14 protein-coding genes are annotated in these 17,479 nt (G+C 76.1%); 1 reads left to right on the forward strand and 13 read right to left on the reverse strand.

What is annotated here, in order from left to right; genetic code table 11:
- Positions 1-37: 37 nt before the first annotated feature.
- From tmk to bldG, 7 genes are all read right to left on the reverse strand, one after another.
- Entirely contained in the window at positions 38-3,451 is a 3,414-nt protein-coding gene (gene tmk, locus ABT093_RS01215) for a dTMP kinase (RefSeq protein ID WP_350558509.1), read from the reverse strand.
- A 192-nt stretch (positions 3,452-3,643) separates the two neighbouring features.
- The gene (gene topA, locus ABT093_RS01220) at positions 3,644-6,511 is read right to left on the reverse strand and encodes a type I DNA topoisomerase (RefSeq protein WP_350558512.1); all 2,868 of its coding nucleotides are present in this window, start codon (positions 6,509-6,511) and stop codon (positions 3,644-3,646) included.
- Positions 6,512-6,881: 370 nt separating this feature from the next.
- Positions 6,882-7,322 (reverse strand): DUF3592 domain-containing protein, encoded by a 441-nt coding sequence (locus ABT093_RS01225; RefSeq protein ID WP_350558515.1) that lies wholly within the window; start codon positions 7,320-7,322, stop codon positions 6,882-6,884.
- A 277-nt stretch (positions 7,323-7,599) separates the two neighbouring features.
- Complete coding sequence (locus ABT093_RS01230) at positions 7,600-9,132, reverse strand: DUF7059 domain-containing protein (protein ID WP_350558518.1); 1,533 nt, start codon at positions 9,130-9,132, stop codon at positions 7,600-7,602.
- Positions 9,133-9,304: 172 nt separating this feature from the next.
- The gene (locus ABT093_RS01235) at positions 9,305-10,003 is read right to left on the reverse strand and encodes a hypothetical protein (RefSeq protein WP_350558521.1); all 699 of its coding nucleotides are present in this window, start codon (positions 10,001-10,003) and stop codon (positions 9,305-9,307) included.
- 132 nt (positions 10,004-10,135) lie between these two features.
- The gene (locus ABT093_RS01240) at positions 10,136-10,555 is read right to left on the reverse strand and encodes an ATP-binding protein (protein WP_350558524.1); all 420 of its coding nucleotides are present in this window, start codon (positions 10,553-10,555) and stop codon (positions 10,136-10,138) included.
- Positions 10,556-10,732: 177 nt separating this feature from the next.
- The gene (bldG, locus tag ABT093_RS01245; RefSeq protein WP_344342978.1) at positions 10,733-11,074 is read right to left on the reverse strand and encodes an anti-sigma factor antagonist BldG; all 342 of its coding nucleotides are present in this window, start codon (positions 11,072-11,074) and stop codon (positions 10,733-10,735) included.
- 222 nt (positions 11,075-11,296) lie between these two features.
- Between bldG and ABT093_RS01250 the strand changes: the two genes are divergently transcribed.
- Positions 11,297-13,882 (forward strand): DEAD/DEAH box helicase, encoded by a 2,586-nt coding sequence (locus tag ABT093_RS01250; protein WP_350558527.1) that lies wholly within the window; start codon positions 11,297-11,299, stop codon positions 13,880-13,882.
- Here the strand turns inward: ABT093_RS01250 and ABT093_RS01255 are convergent.
- From ABT093_RS01255 to ABT093_RS01280, 6 genes are all read right to left on the reverse strand, one after another.
- A complete protein-coding gene (locus ABT093_RS01255; protein WP_350558530.1) occupies positions 13,877-14,350 on the reverse strand; it encodes an Rv3654c family TadE-like protein in 474 nt (157 codons plus the stop codon). The two genes, ABT093_RS01250 and ABT093_RS01255, sit on opposite strands and share 6 nt — an antisense overlap.
- Entirely contained in the window at positions 14,347-14,787 is a 441-nt protein-coding gene (locus tag ABT093_RS01260) for a TadE family type IV pilus minor pilin (RefSeq protein WP_350558533.1), read from the reverse strand. Before ABT093_RS01260 ends, ABT093_RS01255 begins: the two co-directional genes overlap by 4 nt.
- On the reverse strand, positions 14,777-15,031 hold the full coding sequence (locus ABT093_RS01265; protein WP_350558536.1) for a DUF4244 domain-containing protein: 255 nt from the start codon (positions 15,029-15,031) through the stop codon (positions 14,777-14,779). The genes ABT093_RS01260 and ABT093_RS01265 overlap by 11 nt, the downstream gene beginning before the upstream one ends.
- Positions 15,032-15,103: 72 nt before the next feature.
- Positions 15,104-15,907: a type II secretion system F family protein gene (locus tag ABT093_RS01270; protein ID WP_350558539.1), complete on the reverse strand. Its 804-nt coding sequence runs from the start codon at positions 15,905-15,907 to the stop codon at positions 15,104-15,106.
- Positions 15,904-16,662 (reverse strand): hypothetical protein, encoded by a 759-nt coding sequence (locus tag ABT093_RS01275; RefSeq protein WP_350558542.1) that lies wholly within the window; start codon positions 16,660-16,662, stop codon positions 15,904-15,906. Before ABT093_RS01275 ends, ABT093_RS01270 begins: the two co-directional genes overlap by 4 nt.
- 459 nt (positions 16,663-17,121) lie before the next feature.
- Positions 17,122-17,478 (reverse strand): hypothetical protein, encoded by a 357-nt coding sequence (locus tag ABT093_RS01280; protein ID WP_502884097.1) that lies wholly within the window; start codon positions 17,476-17,478, stop codon positions 17,122-17,124.
- Position 17,479 lies beyond the last annotated feature (1 nt).

Raw genomic sequence — 17,479 nt, forward strand, 5'->3', positions numbered from 1 at the left:
GCCCGGCCGGACGGGCCCCTCGTCGCCCTGCGGCCGATCAGCTCCGGCGGCCCCAGCGGCGGCCCTTGCCCTTGCCGCCGTCCTCGCTCTGGTCCGGAGCGCCGCCGCGACCGCCGTTGCCGCCGTTGCCACCGGCGGGCCGGTCCTCCGGTCCCCAGCGGTCCCACTCCTCGCGGGAGCCGAGCAGGGTGTCGGTGAGGCTCGGCAGGTCGTCCATCGGGGTCTCCTCCGCCCAGTCCGGCCTCGGCCGGGGCTCGGCGGCGGGCGGCTGCTGCGGGTCGATCACCGGCATCTCGCGGGTGCTGTCCACCGGACGCTCGGCCGGACGCTCCGCAGGGCGGGCCGCCGGGCGGGCCCCGGTGCCCGGCCGCTCGTCGCGCCACAGGTGCGGGGGCGTCCGGTCCACGGGCGCGTCCGGCTCGATCCGGGGCAGCACCGCCGTCCGGTCGGCGTCCTCCGCCGGGATCCTGGGCAGCACGGCCGTCTCGTCCGCCGCCGCGCCGGTCCGCTCCGCCGGCGTGCCGGGCACGACCGGCAGCTTCGCCGTCGCCGTGAGGTCCGCCGCACCGGCGGAACCGGGGCCGGCGCCCGGGCCGCGCAGCGCGAGCTCCTGGGTCGCCTCGTCACCGCCGCCCGGGCGGTCCGCCGGGCCGGTGTCCCGCACCGCCCGCAGCTCGGTGGTCGCCGCGTCGTCCGGCGAGCCCGCGCCGGCACCGGCACCGGTGGCACCGGACGCACCCGCGCGCTCCGCCGCCTCGGCCGCCGCGGCAGCAGCCGCCGCGAGCGCGGCCGCCTGCGCCAGCCGGGCCTCCTCGGCCCGCTGCAGCGCCTCCTCCGCCCGGCGGCGCTGCTCCTCGCGGGCCAGCTCACGCTGCCGCTGGAGCTCCGCCCGGGCGGCCTCCTCCTCCGCCAGCCGCTTGCGCTCGGCCTCCTCGGCGGCCCGGCGGGCCTCCTCCTCGGCGCGCCGCTTCGCCTCCTCCTCGGCGCGCTTGCGGGCCTCCTCCTCGGCCTTCTTCCGCGCCTCCTCGGCGGCCTTGCGCGCGGCCTCGGCGGCGACCCGCTCGGCCTCCTCCTTGGCCAGCCGCTCCTTCTCCGCCTGCTCGGCCCGCAGCTGCGCCAGCACCTCCTGGCGCTTGCGCTCGGCGGCCTCCTCCTCGGCGCGCTTGCGGGCCTCCTCCTCGGCCCGGCGCCGCGCCTCCTCGGCCGCCTTCCGCTCCTGCTCGGCGCGGGCGGCCTTCTCCTGCTCGGAGAGCGGCAGCTCGCGGTCGAGCCGGTGGCGGATCGCGGTGGTGACGACACCGGGGGCCTGGCTGCCGTCGACGACCAGGTAGCGCGCCGGATCGGCGGCGGCGAGCGCCAGGAAGCCGGAGCGCACCCGCTGGTGGAACTCGGTCGGCTCGGACTCCAGCCGGTCCAGCGCCTCGGTGAACCGCTCGCGGGCCCGGGTCGGGTCGACGTCCAGGACGACGGTCAGGTCGGGCAGCAGCCCGCCGGTCGCCCAGCGCGAGATCCGGGCGACCTCGGTGGCGGCCAGGTCGCGGCCGGCGCCCTGGTAGGCGATCGACGAGTCCATGTACCGGTCGGTGATGACCACCGCGCCGCGGGCCAGCGCCGGACGGATCACGTTCTCGACGTGCTCGGCCCGGTCGGCCGCGTAGATCAGGGCCTCGGCGCGGTGCGAGAGGCCGGTGTTGCCGACGTCCAGGACGAGGCCGCGCAGCCGCTGGCCGACCGGGCTGCCGCCGGGCTCGCGGGTGAGCACGACCTCGTGGCCCTTGCCGCGGATCCACTCGGCGAGCGCCTGGGCCTGGGTGGACTTGCCGGCGCCGTCGCCGCCCTCCAGGGCGATGAAGAAGCCGGTGCCCGCCCGGTGCGGGGCGGGGCCGGTGGCGCCGCGCACGGCGTCGACCAGGTCCCGGCCGAACGGCACGGTGCCGCGCCGGTCGTCGGTGCGCAGCAGCACGACGGCGGCCAGCACCAGGGTGAGCAGTCCGGCGGTGGCGATCGCGAGGGCCGCGCCGCCGTGGATGAAGGTGAACGAGCCGGGCTCGACCGTGCCGTACTCGACGTCCCCGTAGGCGGCGGCGATCAGCGGGACGCCGACCAGCGCGGCGCCGACCACGGCCCGCAGCACCGCGTGCAGGTGCTCGGTGACCTGCGGCAGCCGGACCTCCTCGACCTCCTGGGCGAGCAGGGCTCGGCCGGTGGAGATCACCACGCCGGCGGCCAGCGCGGCCAGCACGGTGAGCAGCAGGACGAGCACGAAGTCCAGCACCAGGCCGGCCAGGATCAGCGCGACGCCCTCGGTGAGCAGGGCGAGCGCGAGCAGCCGGCGGCGGGAGAGCGAGGGCAGCACGGCCCGGGTGATCCGGACGCCGAGCGCGGGCACGCCGGTGGCGGCCAGCACCAGCAGGCCGTAGCCGATCGGCCCGGCGCGGTGCTCGGCGGCGGTCAGCAGGGCCAGCGCGGCGACGCCGGCCATCGTGGCGTACCCGGCGCAGACCGCGAAGGTGAAGTAGGGGGCGCAGCCGGTGCGGCCCTTGGCCAGGGCCGGGCCGGGAGCGGCGTCGGTGGGAGCGCGCAGGCCCCGCAGCGGCGAGACCGGCGGCACCCGGACGGGGCCGCCGGGCAGCTCCTGGAGGTGGACCCGGGCCGCCGAGACGGCGAACAGGGCGGCCGCGCCGAGGGCGGCGAAGGTGGTCTGGTGGGCGCGCAGCCAGTCCGAGCCGAGCGCCGCGCAGACGTTGTTGAGCAGGGTGAGCGCGATCAGCGCGGCGGCGCCGAGCGGCACGGTGGCCCAGCCGGTGCGGTGGTCCAGCGTCCGCACGGTGGCCAGGTTGGCGGCGGACGGGCGCTGCTCGGCGGCCGCGGCGTACGGGTCGGCGGGCGGCAGCAGCGCGGGGACGGCGGCGGCCTTGGCGATCGCCCAGACCCGTTCGGCGGCGCCGGTCAGGAAGACGGTGGCGAGCAGCACCCAGGTCGCGGCCCCGGAGGGCTTCGGGCCGGAGCCCAGCCAGACGATCCACCAGGGGGCGACGCCGATCAGCACGGCGCGGGCCGCGTCGGCGCCGAACAGCGTCCAGCGCCGGTCGAGCTTCCCGCTGAGCAGTCCGTGCACCGGGCCGAGCAGCGCGGCGCCGACCAGTCCGGTGGCGGCCAACCGGGTGGCGAGGACGGCGGCGACGGCGAGCGGCAGGCTGCGCGGCGGGTCACCGAAGGACCCGCCGAGCACGGCGGCGATCACGGTGAGCACGAGCAGCACCAGCAGACCGAGCCGGTCGGCGGTGCCGCCGATCAGCTGGGTGGTCCACAGCCGCCGGTAGGGGCGCAGCCGCAGCAGCGCCCGGATCCGCTCGCCGGCGGTTCCCGCGGGCGCGGTCTCCGGCCGGTCGGGCGTGCCGGTGCCGGCGGCCGCCGCGGCGCTGGGGGTGGGCTGCTCCTCGCTCGTCATACGGTCAGCGTAGCGGTCGGGGCATGGCGCAAAAGAGGGGAGCGCGGCTCCGGGAGGGCTCCGCCACCGGGTTGTGACGGTCCGCGTACGCCCCTGTCACGCCCGGGCCCCGGGTCCGCCGGGGCGGACCGGTGAACGGTTCGGGCCCGCGCCGCCGGGGCGGACACGGGCCCGGATGCGACCGACCGGGGGTCAGCCCTCGTCGGTGGCGGTGGTCTTGCTCGCCGCGGTCTTCTTGGCCGCCGCCGTCTTGGTGGCGGCCTTCTTCACGGTGGTGGTCTTCTTCGCCGCCGTCTTGGCCGCCGCGGTGGTCTTCTTGGCGGCGGTCTTGGTCGCGGTCTTCTTGGCCGCCGCCTTCTTCGCCGGGGCCTTCTTCGCCGTCTTCTTCACCGGCCCGCGCGCCCGCTTCTCGGCGAGCAGCTCGTAACCGCGCTCGGGGGTGATGGTCTCGACCGCGTCGTCCTTGCGGAGCGTGGCGTTGGTCTCACCGTCGGTCACGTACGGCCCGAACCGGCCGTCCTTGACCACCACCGGGCGCTCGCTGACCGGGTCGGTGCCCAGCTCCTTGAGCGGCGGCGCGGCGGCGGCCCGGCCGCGCTGCTTGGGCTGGGCGTAGATCGCCAGCGCCTCCTCCAGCGTGACCGTGAACAGCTGGTCCTCGCTGGTGAGCGAGCGGGAGTCGGTGCCGCGCTTCAGGTACGGGCCGTAGCGGCCGTTCTGCGCGGTGATCTCCACGCCCTCCGCGTCCACGCCGACCACGCGCGGCAGCGAGAGCAGCTTCAGCGCGTCGTCCAGCGTGACGGTGTCCAGCGCCATCGTCTTGAACAGCGAGGCGGTGCGCGGCTTGACGGCGTTCTTGCCGGTCTTGGGCGTGCCCTCGGGCAGGATCTCGGTGACGTACGGGCCGTAGCGGCCGTCCTTGGCGACGAGCGTGTTGCCGCTGACCGGGTCCGGGCCCAGCTCGTAGTCGCCGCTGGGGCGGGCCAGCAGCTCCTCGGCCAGCTCGACGGTCAGCTCGTCCGGCGGCAGCTCCTCCGGGATGTCGGCGCGCTGGCCGGGCTCGCCCTCGACCTCGGAGGCGCGCTCCACGTACGGGCCGTAGCGGCCGACCCGCAGGGTGATGTCGTCGCTGACCCGGAACGAGCTGATCTCCCGGGCGTCGATCGCGCCGAGGTCGGTGACCAGTTCCTTCAGGCCGCCCAGGTGGTCGCCGTCGCCGTTGCCGGCCTCGGCGGCGCCGCCCGCGGCCGTGCCCTCGCCCTCGCCGAAGTAGAAGCGCTTCAGCCACGGCACGGACTGCGCCTCGCCGGCCGCGATCCGGTCGAGGTCGTCCTCCATCTTCGCGGTGAAGTCGTAGTCGACCAGCCGGCCGAAGTGCTTCTCCAGCAGGTTGACCACGGCGAAGGAGAGGAACGACGGCACCAGCGCCGTCCCCTTCTTGAAGACGTAGCGGCGGCCGATGATGGTGTCGATGATCGAGGCGTAGGTGGAGGGGCGGCCGATCTCCCGGTCCTCCAGCTCCTTGACCAGCGAGGCCTCGGTGTAGCGGGCCGGCGGCTTGGTGGCGTGGCCCTCGGGGGTGATCTGCTCGGCGGCCAGCGGGTCGCCCTCGGTGACCTGCGGCAGCCGGCGCTCGCGGTCGTCCAGCTCGGCGTTCGGGTCGTCGGCGCCCTCGACGTAGGCCTTGAGGAAGCCGTGGAAGGTGATGATCTTGCCGGAGGCGGAGAACTCGACGTCCCGGCCGTCGGCGGCCCGGCCGCCCACCTTGACGGTGACCGACTGGCCGACCGCGTCCTTCATCTGGGAGGCGACGGTGCGCATCCAGATCAGCTCGTAGAGCCTGAAGTCGTCACCGCTCAGGCCGGTCTCGGCGGGGGTGCGGAAGCGGTCGCCGGACGGCCGGACCGCCTCGTGCGCCTCCTGCGCGTTCTTCACCTTGGAGGCGTAGGTGCGCGGCGCGTCCGGCAGGTAGTCGGCGCCGTACAGCTGGGTGACCTGCGCGCGGGCGGCGGCGACGGCGGTGTCCGACAGCGTGGTCGAGTCGGTGCGCATATAGGTGATGAAGCCGTTCTCGTACAGCTTCTGGGCCACCTGCATGGTCCGCTTGGCGCCGAAGCCCAGCTTGCGGCTGGCCTCCTGCTGGAGCGTGGTGGTGCGGAACGGCGCGTACGGCGAGCGGCGGTAGGGCTTGGACTCGACGCCGCGCACCGAGAACGCGGTCTGCTCCAGGGCGGCGGCCAGCGCGCGGGCGGCCTGCTCGTCCAGGTGCAGGGTGTTGGCGCTGCCCGCCTTGAGCCGGCCGTCCTGGCCGAAGTCGCGGCCGCTGGCGATCCGCTTGCCGTCGACGGCGATCAGCCGGGCGCCGAAGCTCTCCGGGTTGGCGGCGTCGGCCGGGGTGCGGCCGGTGCCGAAGGTGCCGACCAGGTCCCAGTACGAGGCCGAACGGAACGCCATCCGCTCGCGCTCGCGCTCGACGACCAGCCGGGTCGCGACCGACTGCACGCGGCCGGCCGACAGCTTCGGCATGACCTTCTTCCAGAGCACCGGCGAGACCTCGAAGCCGTACAGGCGGTCGAGGATGCGGCGGGTCTCCTGGGCGTCGACCAGACGCTGGTTCAGCTCGCGCGGGTTGGCCACCGCCTCCTGGATGGCCGACTTGGTGATCTCGTGGAACACCATGCGGTGCACCGGCACCTTGGGCTTGAGCACCTGCTGGAGGTGCCACGCGATGGCCTCGCCCTCGCGGTCCTCATCGGTGGCGAGGAAGAGCTCGTCGGACTCCGCGAGCAGCGACTTCAACTTGCTGACCTGGGACTTCTTGTCCGCGTTGACCACGTAGATCGGGGCGAAGTCGTGGTCCACGTCCACACCGAGCCGGCGCACCTCGCCGGTGTACTTGTCCGGGACCTCGGCGGCCGTGCTCGGGAGGTCGCGAATGTGCCCGACGCTCGCCTCGACGATGTAGCCGGGGCCCAGGTAGCCCTTGATCGTCTTCGCCTTGGCCGGCGACTCGACAATGACGAGTCGCTGTCCGTGCGCGGTCTCGCTGCTCGGGGACACCTTCGCTCTTCTCTCCCGGTCGTTACGTGAGCTGGTCGGCGCTGGCAGCACGGGCTGCGCTCCGCCCGACCCCTCCACCGTCCCGGGGCTGCCGCTGTACGACGACCCCACCAGCGGAGTGTGACCGTACCCCGGCCACCCTTGTCAAACGGACGGATCCCGCAATTTCACCGGCAAGGCCGACCGACGCCACTCGAACGGTAACCCGACGGCGACGGATCGCGCCCTGCGGAGGGGGGCTTCGGCGGGTTTCGAAGGATGGAATGACGGATTTCAAAATCTGTCAACGGAATATCCGCCCCCGGATCCCGGCCGCGGCCGGGGGTGGCGGGGGCCGCCGGACGGCCACCGCGGGCGGCGGCGGGGCCGGTCAGGAGGCGGTGAGCAGCAGGAGTGCGCCGGCGGCCAGGCAGCCGAGGGCGAGCACCGTCCACAGCAGGTCGGCGACGACGGCCCGCGGACCGGTCTCCTCCGGCGCGAGCACGGCGAGGCCCGGGCGGCGGGGGTCGTAGGCGATCCGCACAGAGGTCCCGGGGACGAGCCGGGGCGGGCGGCGCAGCGGGGTGTGACCGCGTGGCCGGGTCAGCACCAGCTCGCACGCCTCGACGGCCGGCAGCGGGACGCCGGGGGACACCGCCACGGGCTCGGTGGCGAAGGAGAGCAGGGGCGCGCTGTCGAGTTCGCCGTGCGCGTCGGACTCGGCGACCACGGTCGCGACGGCCGGCCGGCCTCGCCGGCGCACTCGGTGGCGCAGGCGCACTTCGGCGGCGCACCAGAGCATGAGTGCGCCGCCGAAGAGGGCGAAGACCACGCCCCCCGCCGTAGCCGTCGTCGTCTCCACCCCAGCCGCCCCCAGCTCTGTCCACAGCCTGTGGACAGAGCCTCACAGGCCACGGCCAACGAGGGGCGGATTTTCGGCGAACGGCCGCCGAACCGGGGGAAGCCTCGAAGTGAACCGGCCCCCGGGCAGCCGGCGCCGGCGGGGCTCGGGCCAGCGGGGCTCGGGCCGGCGCTTCGACCGGTGGGGTTCGGGCCTGCGGGGTTCGTGACGGCAGGGATCGTGACGGCAGGGATCGTGACGGCGGGGATCAGGCCACCGGCCGGATGAACCCCTGTTCGGTCAGCAGCCGCAGCGACTCCGGCATCCGGTCGCGCAGTACCACCCGGTCCTCGCCCAGCAGCTGGGCGATCGCGTCGACGATCTCGCCCGCCGACAGGGTCCCGTCGCAGACCCCGACGAAGCCGGCGCCCACCGTGTCCACCGTGGTCGCCCGGCGCATCCCGCGGTGGTACCGCAGGATCACGTGCTCCGGGTCCTCCGCCCCCGGTGCGCCCACCTGCTCCTGGACGACCTCGTCGGCCAGCACGTACCGCGCCGCCAGCAGGCCCGCGTCGTCGTGCGTGCGCAGGAAGTCCTGCCGGTCGAACCACTCCTCGATGTGCGGGCCGAGCGGCTGCTCCACCGGGTGCGGCCACTCCTCCACCCGGACGGTCGGCTGCTCGGCACCGCCGGCCCGCAGGGTGATCCAGCCGAAGCCGATGCCCTCGACCCGGCCGGCCTCGAAGGCGTCCAGCCACTCGCCGTAGCGGGCCCGGTAGTCGCCGCCGGGGCCGCGGTGGTCGCCGCCGTCGCGCAGCCAGAGCTCCGCGTACTGCGCCACGTCCTGGACCTCGCGCTGGACGATCCAGGCGTCCAGGCCGGTGCCGGCCACCCAGCCGGCCAGCCGGTCGTGCCAGTCCTCGCCCCTGACGTGCTGCCAGTTCGCGAGCAGCTGGCAGTAGCCGCCCGGCTCCAGGTGGGCGGCGGCCGAGCGGACCAGACTGCGGCAGAGGTCGTCCCCGGCCATCCCGCCGTCGCGGTAGGTGAACCGGCCGGCCGGCGAGATCACGAACGGCGGGTTGGAGACGATCAGGTCGAACCGCCGCTCCCCCACCGGCTCGAAGAGGCTGCCGACGGCGGCCTCGGTGTTGTCGAAGCCGGACAGCGCCAGGGTCAGCTCGGTGAAGCGCAGCGCCCGCGCGTTGAGGTCGGTGGCGGTCACCCGCCGGGCGTGCCGGGCGGCGTGCAGCGCCTGCACACCGGAGCCGGAGCCGAGGTCCAGCACCGAGCCGACCGGCCGGCGCACGGTGATGCTGGCCAGCGTGCTGGACGCGCCGCCCACTCCGAGCACCAGGTCCTTGCGGGCCACGCCGTGGGCGGTCTCCCCGGAGCCGATCCCGCCGGCGCCGCCGACCGCGCAGCCCAGGTCGGAGACCACCCAGGCGTCCGAATCCGGCAGCCCGGCGACCTCGTTGGCGTACGGGCGGATGTCCACGGTGGCGCGCACCAGCTCGCCGTCCGGACGCAGCCAGCCGTCGGTCAGGCAGTCCTCCACCGGCAGCGCGGCGGCCGCCGCCTTGTAGGGCACCGGCTGCTGCAGCAGGAAGAGCCGCACCAGCGTCTCCAGCGGGCTGCCGCCGCGGGTAGCGCGCAGCGCGGGCACCGCCTCGCTGCGGGCCAGCGCCGCGTACCCGGTGGGCCCGAGCAGGTCCAGGCAGCCGTCGGCGGTGTACGAGGCGGCGAGCAGCGCCTCGCGCAGCTTGGCGAGGCGGGTCGGGTCGAGAGCGGGGCTACTGATCACCCCGCCATTGTCCCCCGCGAGACCCGCCCCGCCCGCCCGTCCCGGCCGCTTGCCCCGGCACGCCGACGACCCCCTCGGCCGGGGGCCGAGGGGGTGCGGGGTGCGGGTCCGGGCCCGGCGTCGGGTCCGGCTTCGGGCCCGGGTTCGGATCCGGCTGGTCGGCTGCGGTCGGTCAGCTCGCCGAAGGGGCGGCGGCCGGCGTGGTCGGCGCCGGGGTGGCGGCGGGGTCGCCGGTCGCCGGGCTCGCGCCGTCGGTGGCACCCGCCGAGGGCGCGTCCGTGGGTGTTCCGGTCGCCTGGTCCGTCGGCGCGGCCGTCGGAGCGGCGGCGGCCGCACCCGGCTTGCACCCCTCCTGCTTGGCCATCGCCGCGCCCAGCTCGCCACGCTGCAGCTTGTTCTGCGCCTGCGTGGAGAGCGTGGACAGCTGGCGGATCTGGTCGCCCACGCTGCGCAGCCCGTCGGCGAACTTCGACTGGTCGTCGCTGGTGAGCGCGTCCAGCTTCTTCTGGATGTCCTGGTAGCCCTCGGCCGCCTTGTTGAGCTCGGCGACGGTGTCCTTCTGCAGGGCCGTGCCGTCGTCCACCTTGGGGGCGCCGGCCCCGTCGATGGCGGCGGCGATGTCCTGGTTGGTCTTGGCCAGCCGGCCGATGTCCGCCGAGAGGCGCTTCTGCAGGTCGCCCGGCGCCTCGCCGGTCTTCACCTGCGCGGTGTCCGCCAGCGCGGTCTGCGCCTGGGCGATCGGGTCCTTGGCCGCGCCGCACACGTTCGCCGCCCAGGACTCCAGCTGCTTGCTGTTGTCGTCGCCGCAGCCGACGGCGCCGAACGCGAGCAGCGCCCCGAGCGCGGGTACGGCCAGCAGTCGCTTGTTCACCGGGAGAAGCCCTTTCGGTTTCGGTCGTCGAACTGCGAACCTACACGGCCGCCGTTCGACTCCCGGTTCCCGCCCGGGCCTGCTCCCGCTCCCCCTCCGCGAGCCGCCGCCGCTCGGGGCGGCAGGCGGCGCTCAGTGCGCGAGCGCGTCCACCGAGGCCGGCCAGCTCATCCTGATCAGCCCTCCGCCGACACCGGCGGTGACCTCCAGGTCCTCGACCAGGCCGGTGAGCACCGCGAGGCCGAGCGCGTCCTCGTCCGGCTCGCCGCCGTCCGCCGACGCGGCGGTCGGGACGGTGTCGAGACCGGCCTCGTCCTCGACCTCGATGAGGAAACGCTTCTTCTGGTCGATCAGTGCGACGCGCACCGCGCCCTTGACGTCCCCGCGCCGGTGCAGACCGACCGCGCGGGAGCACGCCTCGCCGACGGCGAGCCGCACCTCGTCGAGCACCGACTCGTCGACCCCGGCCCTCCTGGCGACTGCCGCGGCCACCAGCCGGGCCGTGCGCACGTGCTCGGGAAGCGCGCTGAATCGAAGTTCGACGGTTGCCATGTCTTCCCCCTCGGGGTGCTCCGACCGGGGCCGGGCTCGCGGCCCCTGCGGGCCGGCGTCGACCGGCCCTGGGGCGGCCGGACGGGCCGGGGCACGCGGCCCCGGCGCCCGGACGCATAGGGATCGGGCGGGCCGGCCACCTGGGGCCGACCCGGCCGGGTCAGTCGGTCCTGCGGATCAGTCGGTCGCCTGGACCGCGTCGTCCACCGAGTTGTGGATCGGGAAGACCTTGGTCAGACCGGTGATCCGGAAGATCTTCAGAATGCGCTCCTGGTTGCACACCAGGCGCAGCGAGCCCTCGTGGGCACGCACCCGCTTCAGACCGCCCACCAGCACGCCGAGGCCGGTGGAGTCCAGGAAGTCCACGCCCTCCATGTCGACGACGAGGTGGTAGCTGCCGTCGTTGACGAGCTCGACCAGCTGCTCGCGCAGCTTGGGGGCGGTGTACACATCGATCTCGCCGCCAACCTCGACGACCGTGCGATCGCCGACTGTACGGGTCGACAGGGACAGGTCCACGGAACCTCCAGCACCTTGCCTTGCTACGTCATTGCGATCCTCGGCCGGACGGCCGCCACCGCATGGTCGCGAACTCCGGGCACACCCAGCCAGTGCGTGGCAAGCCTCGGCGCTGCGACCCCCGGCCGTACGGCCGTCACGGCCACATTCAACCACCTGCGACCATGCCCGCACGATGGCTTAGGACGATTCTCCGTCACGCCGGTGACACACTGGGTCCTCATGCCGCCGCGTCACAGCCCGCCCGAGGCTCTGCTCACGACCCTGTCCGCCACCCGAGGGCGGTCGGACCGGCTCACCCATACGGAGCACCTTCCCGCCCGGCCCGCCCGCTATGCGCCGTGGCCCGACTGGATCCGGCCGGAGGTCGTGGCGTCCGCCCAGGCCATGGGCGTCCGGCAGCCGTGGGCTCACCAGGCGGAAGCGATGAATCTGGCCAAATCCGGCCAATCTGTGGTGATCGCCACAGGGACCGCCTCGGGCAAGTCGCTCGGCTACCTGGGCCCGGTGCTCTCCGACCTGCTGGTCGGCACCGAGGCGCGCAACGGCCGGGGCGCCACCGCGCTCTACCTCGCCCCGACCAAGGCGCTCGCCGCCGACCAGCGCCGCCGGGCCGCGGAACTCGCCCCGCCCCGCGTCCGGGCCGCGCTCTACGACGGCGACACCCCGCCCGAGGAACGCGAGTGGGTCCGCCAGTACGCCTCGTACGTGCTCACCAATCCGGACATGCTGCACCGGGGCATCCTGCCCGCGCACGCCCGCTGGTCCTCCTTCCTCAAGACCCTGCGCTACGTCGTGGTCGACGAGTGCCACGGCTACCGCGGCGTCTTCGGCTCGCACGTGGCCCAGGTGCTGCGCCGGCTGCGGCGGATCTGTGCCCGCTACGGCTCCTCTCCCGTCTTCCTGCTCGCCTCCGCCACCACCGCCGACCCGGCCGTCACCGCCCAGCGCCTCACCGGACTGCCCGCCGAGGCGGTCACCGAGGACGGCTCCCCGCGCGGCCCGATGGTCTTCGGGCTCTGGGAGCCGCCGCTCACCGAGAACGTCGGCGAGCACGGCGCGCCGGTCCGCCGGACCGCCACCGCCGAGGCCGCCCACCTGCTGACCGACCTGGTCGAACGGGAGACCCGGACCGTCGTCTTCGTGCGCTCCCGGCGCGCCGCCGAACTCGTCGCCCTGCAGACCCAGGACCAGCTCCCCCGCCCGCTCGCCGACCGGGTCGCCGCCTACCGCGGCGGCTACCTCGCCGACGAGCGCCGGGCCCTGGAACGCTCGCTGCACTCCGGCCGGCTGCTCGGCCTCGCCTCCACCTCCGCCCTCGAACTCGGCGTGGACATCTCCGGCCTGGACGCCGTCCTGATGGCCGGCTACCCGGGCACCCGGGCCTCGCTCTGGCAGCAGGCCGGCCGGGCCGGACGCGAGGCCCAGGGCGCGCTCGCCGTGCTGATCGCCCGGGACGACCCGCTGGACACCTACCTGGTGCACCACCCGGAGGCGCTGTTCGCCACCCCGGTCGAGGCCACCGTGCTCGACCCGGACAACCCGCACGTACTCGCCCCGCACCTGTGCGCGGCGGCCGCCGAGCTGCCGCTCACCGATCCGGACCTGGAGCTGTTCGGCCCCTCGGCCGCGCCGCTGCTGCCGGTGCTGGAGCGGCGCGGACTGCTCCGCCGGCGCGGCGACGCCTGGTACTGGACCCGCCGCGAGCGGGCCGCCGACGCCGTCGACCTGCGGGGCAGCGGCGGCAGCCCGGTGCAGATCGTCGAGGCGCCGACCGGCCGGCTGCTCGGCACCGTGGACGCCTCCGCCGCCCACACCACCGTGCACACCGGGGCCGTCCACCTCCACCAGGGCCGCAGCTACCTCGTCCGGGACTTCGACCTGGACAGCTCGGTCGCCCTGGTCGAGCTCGCCGATCCGCCCTACACGACCTCCGCCCGGGACATCACCTCCATCTCCGTGCTCTCGACCGACACCACCGTCGACTGGGGCGAGGGCCGGCTCAGTTTCGGTTCGGTGGAGGTGGTCAACCAGGTGGTCGGCTACCTCCGCAAACGGATCTCCACCGGCGAGATCATGGGCGAGAGCAAGCTCGACCTGCCGCCCCGGACCCTGCGCACCCGGGCCGTGTGGTGGTCGGTCACCGAGGACCAGCTTCTCGACGCGGACATCCCGCCCGACCAGCTGCCCGGCGCCGCCCACGCCGCGGAGCACGCCTCGATCGGCCTGCTCCCGCTGTTCGCCACCTGCGACCGCTGGGACATCGGCGGTGTCTCGGTGCCGCTGCACCCCGACACCGGGCTGCCCACCGTGTTCGTCTACGACGGCCACCCCGGCGGGGCGGGCTTCGCCGAACGCGGCTTCCAGCGGGCCGTACGGTGGCTGACCGCCACCCGGGAGGCGATCGCCGCCTGCGAGTGCGAGCGCGGCTGCCCCTCCTGCGTGCAGTCACCGAAGTGCGGCAACGGCAACGACCCGCTGGACAAGGCGGCCGCCGTCCGGCTGCTGGACGTGCTGCTCGCCGGCGCTCACGCGGCCGCCGAAGAGACCGGCCGGGACCGGGAAGCCGCTCAGGACGGACCGGACGGGCGGCACGGGCGGCACGGGCGGGACGGGCAGGCCGGACCGGACGAGCGGGACGGGCGCGACGGGCGGGTGGCGCCCACGCACGTACCGGACCCGACGGAGGCGGCCCAGGCGGCAGCCGAGGCGGCCGACGGCGCCGAGGCGGCGGCCCGGGCGGTGGAGCGGGAGGCCGGACGGACGACCGACCGACCCACCGACGGGAGCGGGCCGGGAGCTTCATGAGCCGCCCCCGTTCCACTCGTCCGGCCCGCCCTCACCGAGTGCGGCCCGCGCGTCCTCGTCCGCCGGCTCCACCGGCGCCCTGACCGGTCCGGCCCTGGCCCGCGCCCGGGCCGGCCCCACCGCCAGGCGCAGCGGCAGTCCGGCGACGGGCACCCGCGCCACCACCTCGACGGCGTCCGCCGCCCGGTCCACCGCGCAGGAGACCACGGCGGCCTCCTGCGCGGCGGCCACCGCCTCGGCCCGGGCGCAGCCCCCGTCCGCGTCCAGCAGCAGCCGGTCGGCCGCCGCGAGCGCCGCCAGGTCCGCGGCGGACTCCGCCCGGTGGCGGGCGCCGACCACCGCGCCCACCGAGAGCCCGGCGGTGCACGTTAGGCAGCCGAGCAGGGCGCAGGCCAGCAGCCAGACCGTCGCCGACCCGGTGTCGGCCCGGCGCGGCGCCGACCGCGCACGGTTCCTCGGTCCGCTCACGGGCCCGAACCTCCCTCCGCTCCTCGCAGGGTGTCCTCCCGGGCCGCGACGGCGGTGGCGCTCAGCCGTACCGCGAGCACCTCCGCGAACCGCCCCGGTGCCCCGTACGGCGCGTCCACGGTGACCCGGACGGTGTCCGGCGCGAGGTCGACCAGGACCGCCGCGCCGGCGGGCGCGGCCGCCCGTGCCACCCCGGCGGCGTCCGCCTCCCCGCGCGCGGCCGCCCTGGCGCCCACCCGTGCCGCGTCGACGCAGCGGAGCTGGGCGGCCGCCGCGAGCACCGCCCAGACCAGCAGCACGCCCAGCAGCACCAGCGCCGGCAGTGCGACGGCGGTCTCGGCGGTGACGAAGCCGTTGTCGCCGCGCCGCCGTCGCCGCGGCAACCGCCACTGCTGCCGAAGCCGCAGCCGCAGCCGCAGCCGCCGGTCAGGTCGCATGGAGCGCCCGGTCCAGGGCACCGGCCAGCGCTTCGAGCACGGCCGTGCTCGTCGCCACCTTGTACAGCCCGGCCGCCAGGGCGCAGGCCCCGAGCGTTCCGACCGCGTACTCCGCGGTGGTCATCCCCGCGTCCGAGTCGCCCCGGGCCCGGATCCGCCGCCGGATCGCGAGCGGGACGGCGAGCCGGATCCGGCGCGTCGTCCCGGCAGCGGCGACGGCCACGGGCTTGATCGCCACGTTCATGGTTTCCTCCTTGCATCGAAATGGGTTCGCTCGTGCGCGTCGTCACGCCACGTGCCGCCACGTGCCGCCACGTCACATCGCGTACGAGAAGCGGCCGGTGAGCCCCACGACCACGGGGGCGACCCCGACCAGGACGAACGCCGGCAGGAAGCACAGCCCGAGCGGTGCCGTCGCGAGCACTCCGGCCCGGCGCACCCGGGCGTGCGCCGTCCGCACGGCCTCCGCCCGCCGACCGCTCGCCAGGCCGCAGAGCGCTGCCGCGGCCGGGGCACCGCTCAGACTCGTCCGGGCCAGGCAGCGGGCCAGCGGCGCCAGCGGCGGATGCTCCTCGCCGAGCCGCCTCCAGCAGACCTCCGGAGGCGCTCCCAGGGCGAGTTCGGCCGCGGTCGACAGCAGTCGCGGACCCATGGGGGCGTCCACGCTCGCGCCGACCGCCGCCACGGCCGCCGCCGGCGAGGCCGCGGAGCCGAGGCAGGCCGCCAACAGTTCGGCGGTGAGCGGCAGCTGCCGCACCAGCCGCTCCGCCTCCAGCGCGGCCCGGCGCTCCGCCGGGGACCTCGCCCGGGGCATCCAGCGGTGCAGCCCGACGGCCAGCAGTCCGCCCGCCAGCAGTCCGCCCGGTCCGCCGAGGAAGGCCGCCGCCCCGAGCCCGGCCGCCACCACCGTCGCCGCCCGCCGCGCCCACCCCGGGAGGGCGGGACTCCCCCGCGCCGCCGGCCGCCGTTCGACCCGCCACCGCCGGGGCGGGTCCCCGGCACCCAGCAGGGCGTCGGCCCGCCGCCGCGCCCGCCACCGCCCGGACGAACCACCGACCACCGCGAGCAGCAGCCCCGCGCCGACCGACTCCGCGACGGCCCGCTCCGTCAGCCAGGTCATCCGCACCCCACCTCCCGGCGGAACGCCCCACTCGGCCGACCGGGCCGGGCCCGGGTCCGGCTGATCCCGCACCGCCACTCCTCCGGCGGCGGCTCGGCCTCCCGCGGCGGGGCGGCGCCCAGGGCGCCCTCGGCGGCCGCCCGGACGATGCGGGCGGTCCACGCCAGCCCCAGGCCCTCCAGGGTCACGCCCGCCACCAGGCAGGCCAGCCCGGCGGGTGTGTGGAGCAGCACCTCCAGCGGTCTGGCCCCGAGGGCCGCGCCCAGCAGCAGCCCGGCGAGCGGCAGGGCCGCCAGCACCGCGATCGTGGTGCGCGGCGCCGCCAGCTCGGCGGCGATCTCCTCCGCGAGGGCGCGCTCGACCCGCAGGGCCTCGGCCACCCCGTCCAACCCGGCCGCCAGGCCCGACCCGCCGGCGGCGGTGACCTCCCAGCAGGCACCGACCGCCGCCGCCCCGCTGCCGCCCGGCAGTTCGGCGAGCAGCCGGAACGCGGCGGGCACGTCCGCCCCGTACCGGCCCGCCGCGAGCCGGGCGACCGGTTCGGCACCGAGCCTGTGCAACGCCACGAGATCGGCGGCGATCCGCGTGGTCACCAGGTGCAGTGCCTGCTCCGGCGTCGCCCCGCCGCGCAACTCGCCCGCCAGTGCGGCGCAGAGCTCCACCACGGCGGCCGCCCGGTGCCGCGCCTCGGCCGCCGTCGCGCGCCGCAGCCGCCACCGCCGCAGCGGCAGGACGGCCGGCACGGCCGCCAGCACCGGAACCGGCGACCCCGTCGCCCACCCGGCCGCCAACCCGCCGGGGAGCAGAAGCAGTTCGGGAGCACCCCGCAGGGGCCGCCAGAGCCTCCCCCGCCACCGTGGGACCGCGACCGCCGCGCCGCCGACGTCATCACCACCGGCACCGGCGTCGGCCTCACCCGTCAGCACCGCACCGGTCCGACGTACACCCACCACTTGCCGCTGCAGCCCGCACCACGCCGCCACCGCGGCCCCGCACAACATCAACACCCACCAGAGCGCCACCTCGTCCAGCGCCATGGACACCACCTCCCGCTCCGTCGCCACCAACGCCGCCCCGACTGCCCCGACCGCCCCGGCGGCCACCGTTCCGCTCCGCTCGTCTCCTCGGCCCGCCGCCCGGCCCGAGCAGCAGCACGGCACCCGCCGCACAGCCGCCCATGAACAGCGCGAAGGCCACCTCCGCCGCCCCGGCCGTCACGGCGGACCCTCCTCGACCGCGGCTCCCCGGGCGGCGAGCAAACCGGTCAGGCGCTCCCAGCCGGGGCCCGGGACCGTCCCGCCGTCCGGCGTGAACGCCACCGCCGGGGTGGTGACCGCGAGCCCGCGCCGGTCGCCGCCCAGCGTGTGGATCTCGGCGACGCGCCGGCGCCCGCTGACCGGCTCCCGCACCAGGTGCACCACCAGGTCGAGGGCGGCACGGAGCTGGCTGTGCAGGGCCTGGCGGTCCAGCCCGGCCAGCGAGCCGAGCGCCTCCAGCCGCACCGGCACGTCCGCCGCCGTGTTGGCGTGGACCGTCCCGGTGCCGCCCACATGATCGGGATAACCGTGCACG

Source organism: Kitasatospora sp. NPDC002551, from assembly GCF_040296005.1.
Taxonomy (GTDB): Bacteria; Actinomycetota; Actinomycetes; order Streptomycetales; family Streptomycetaceae; genus Kitasatospora.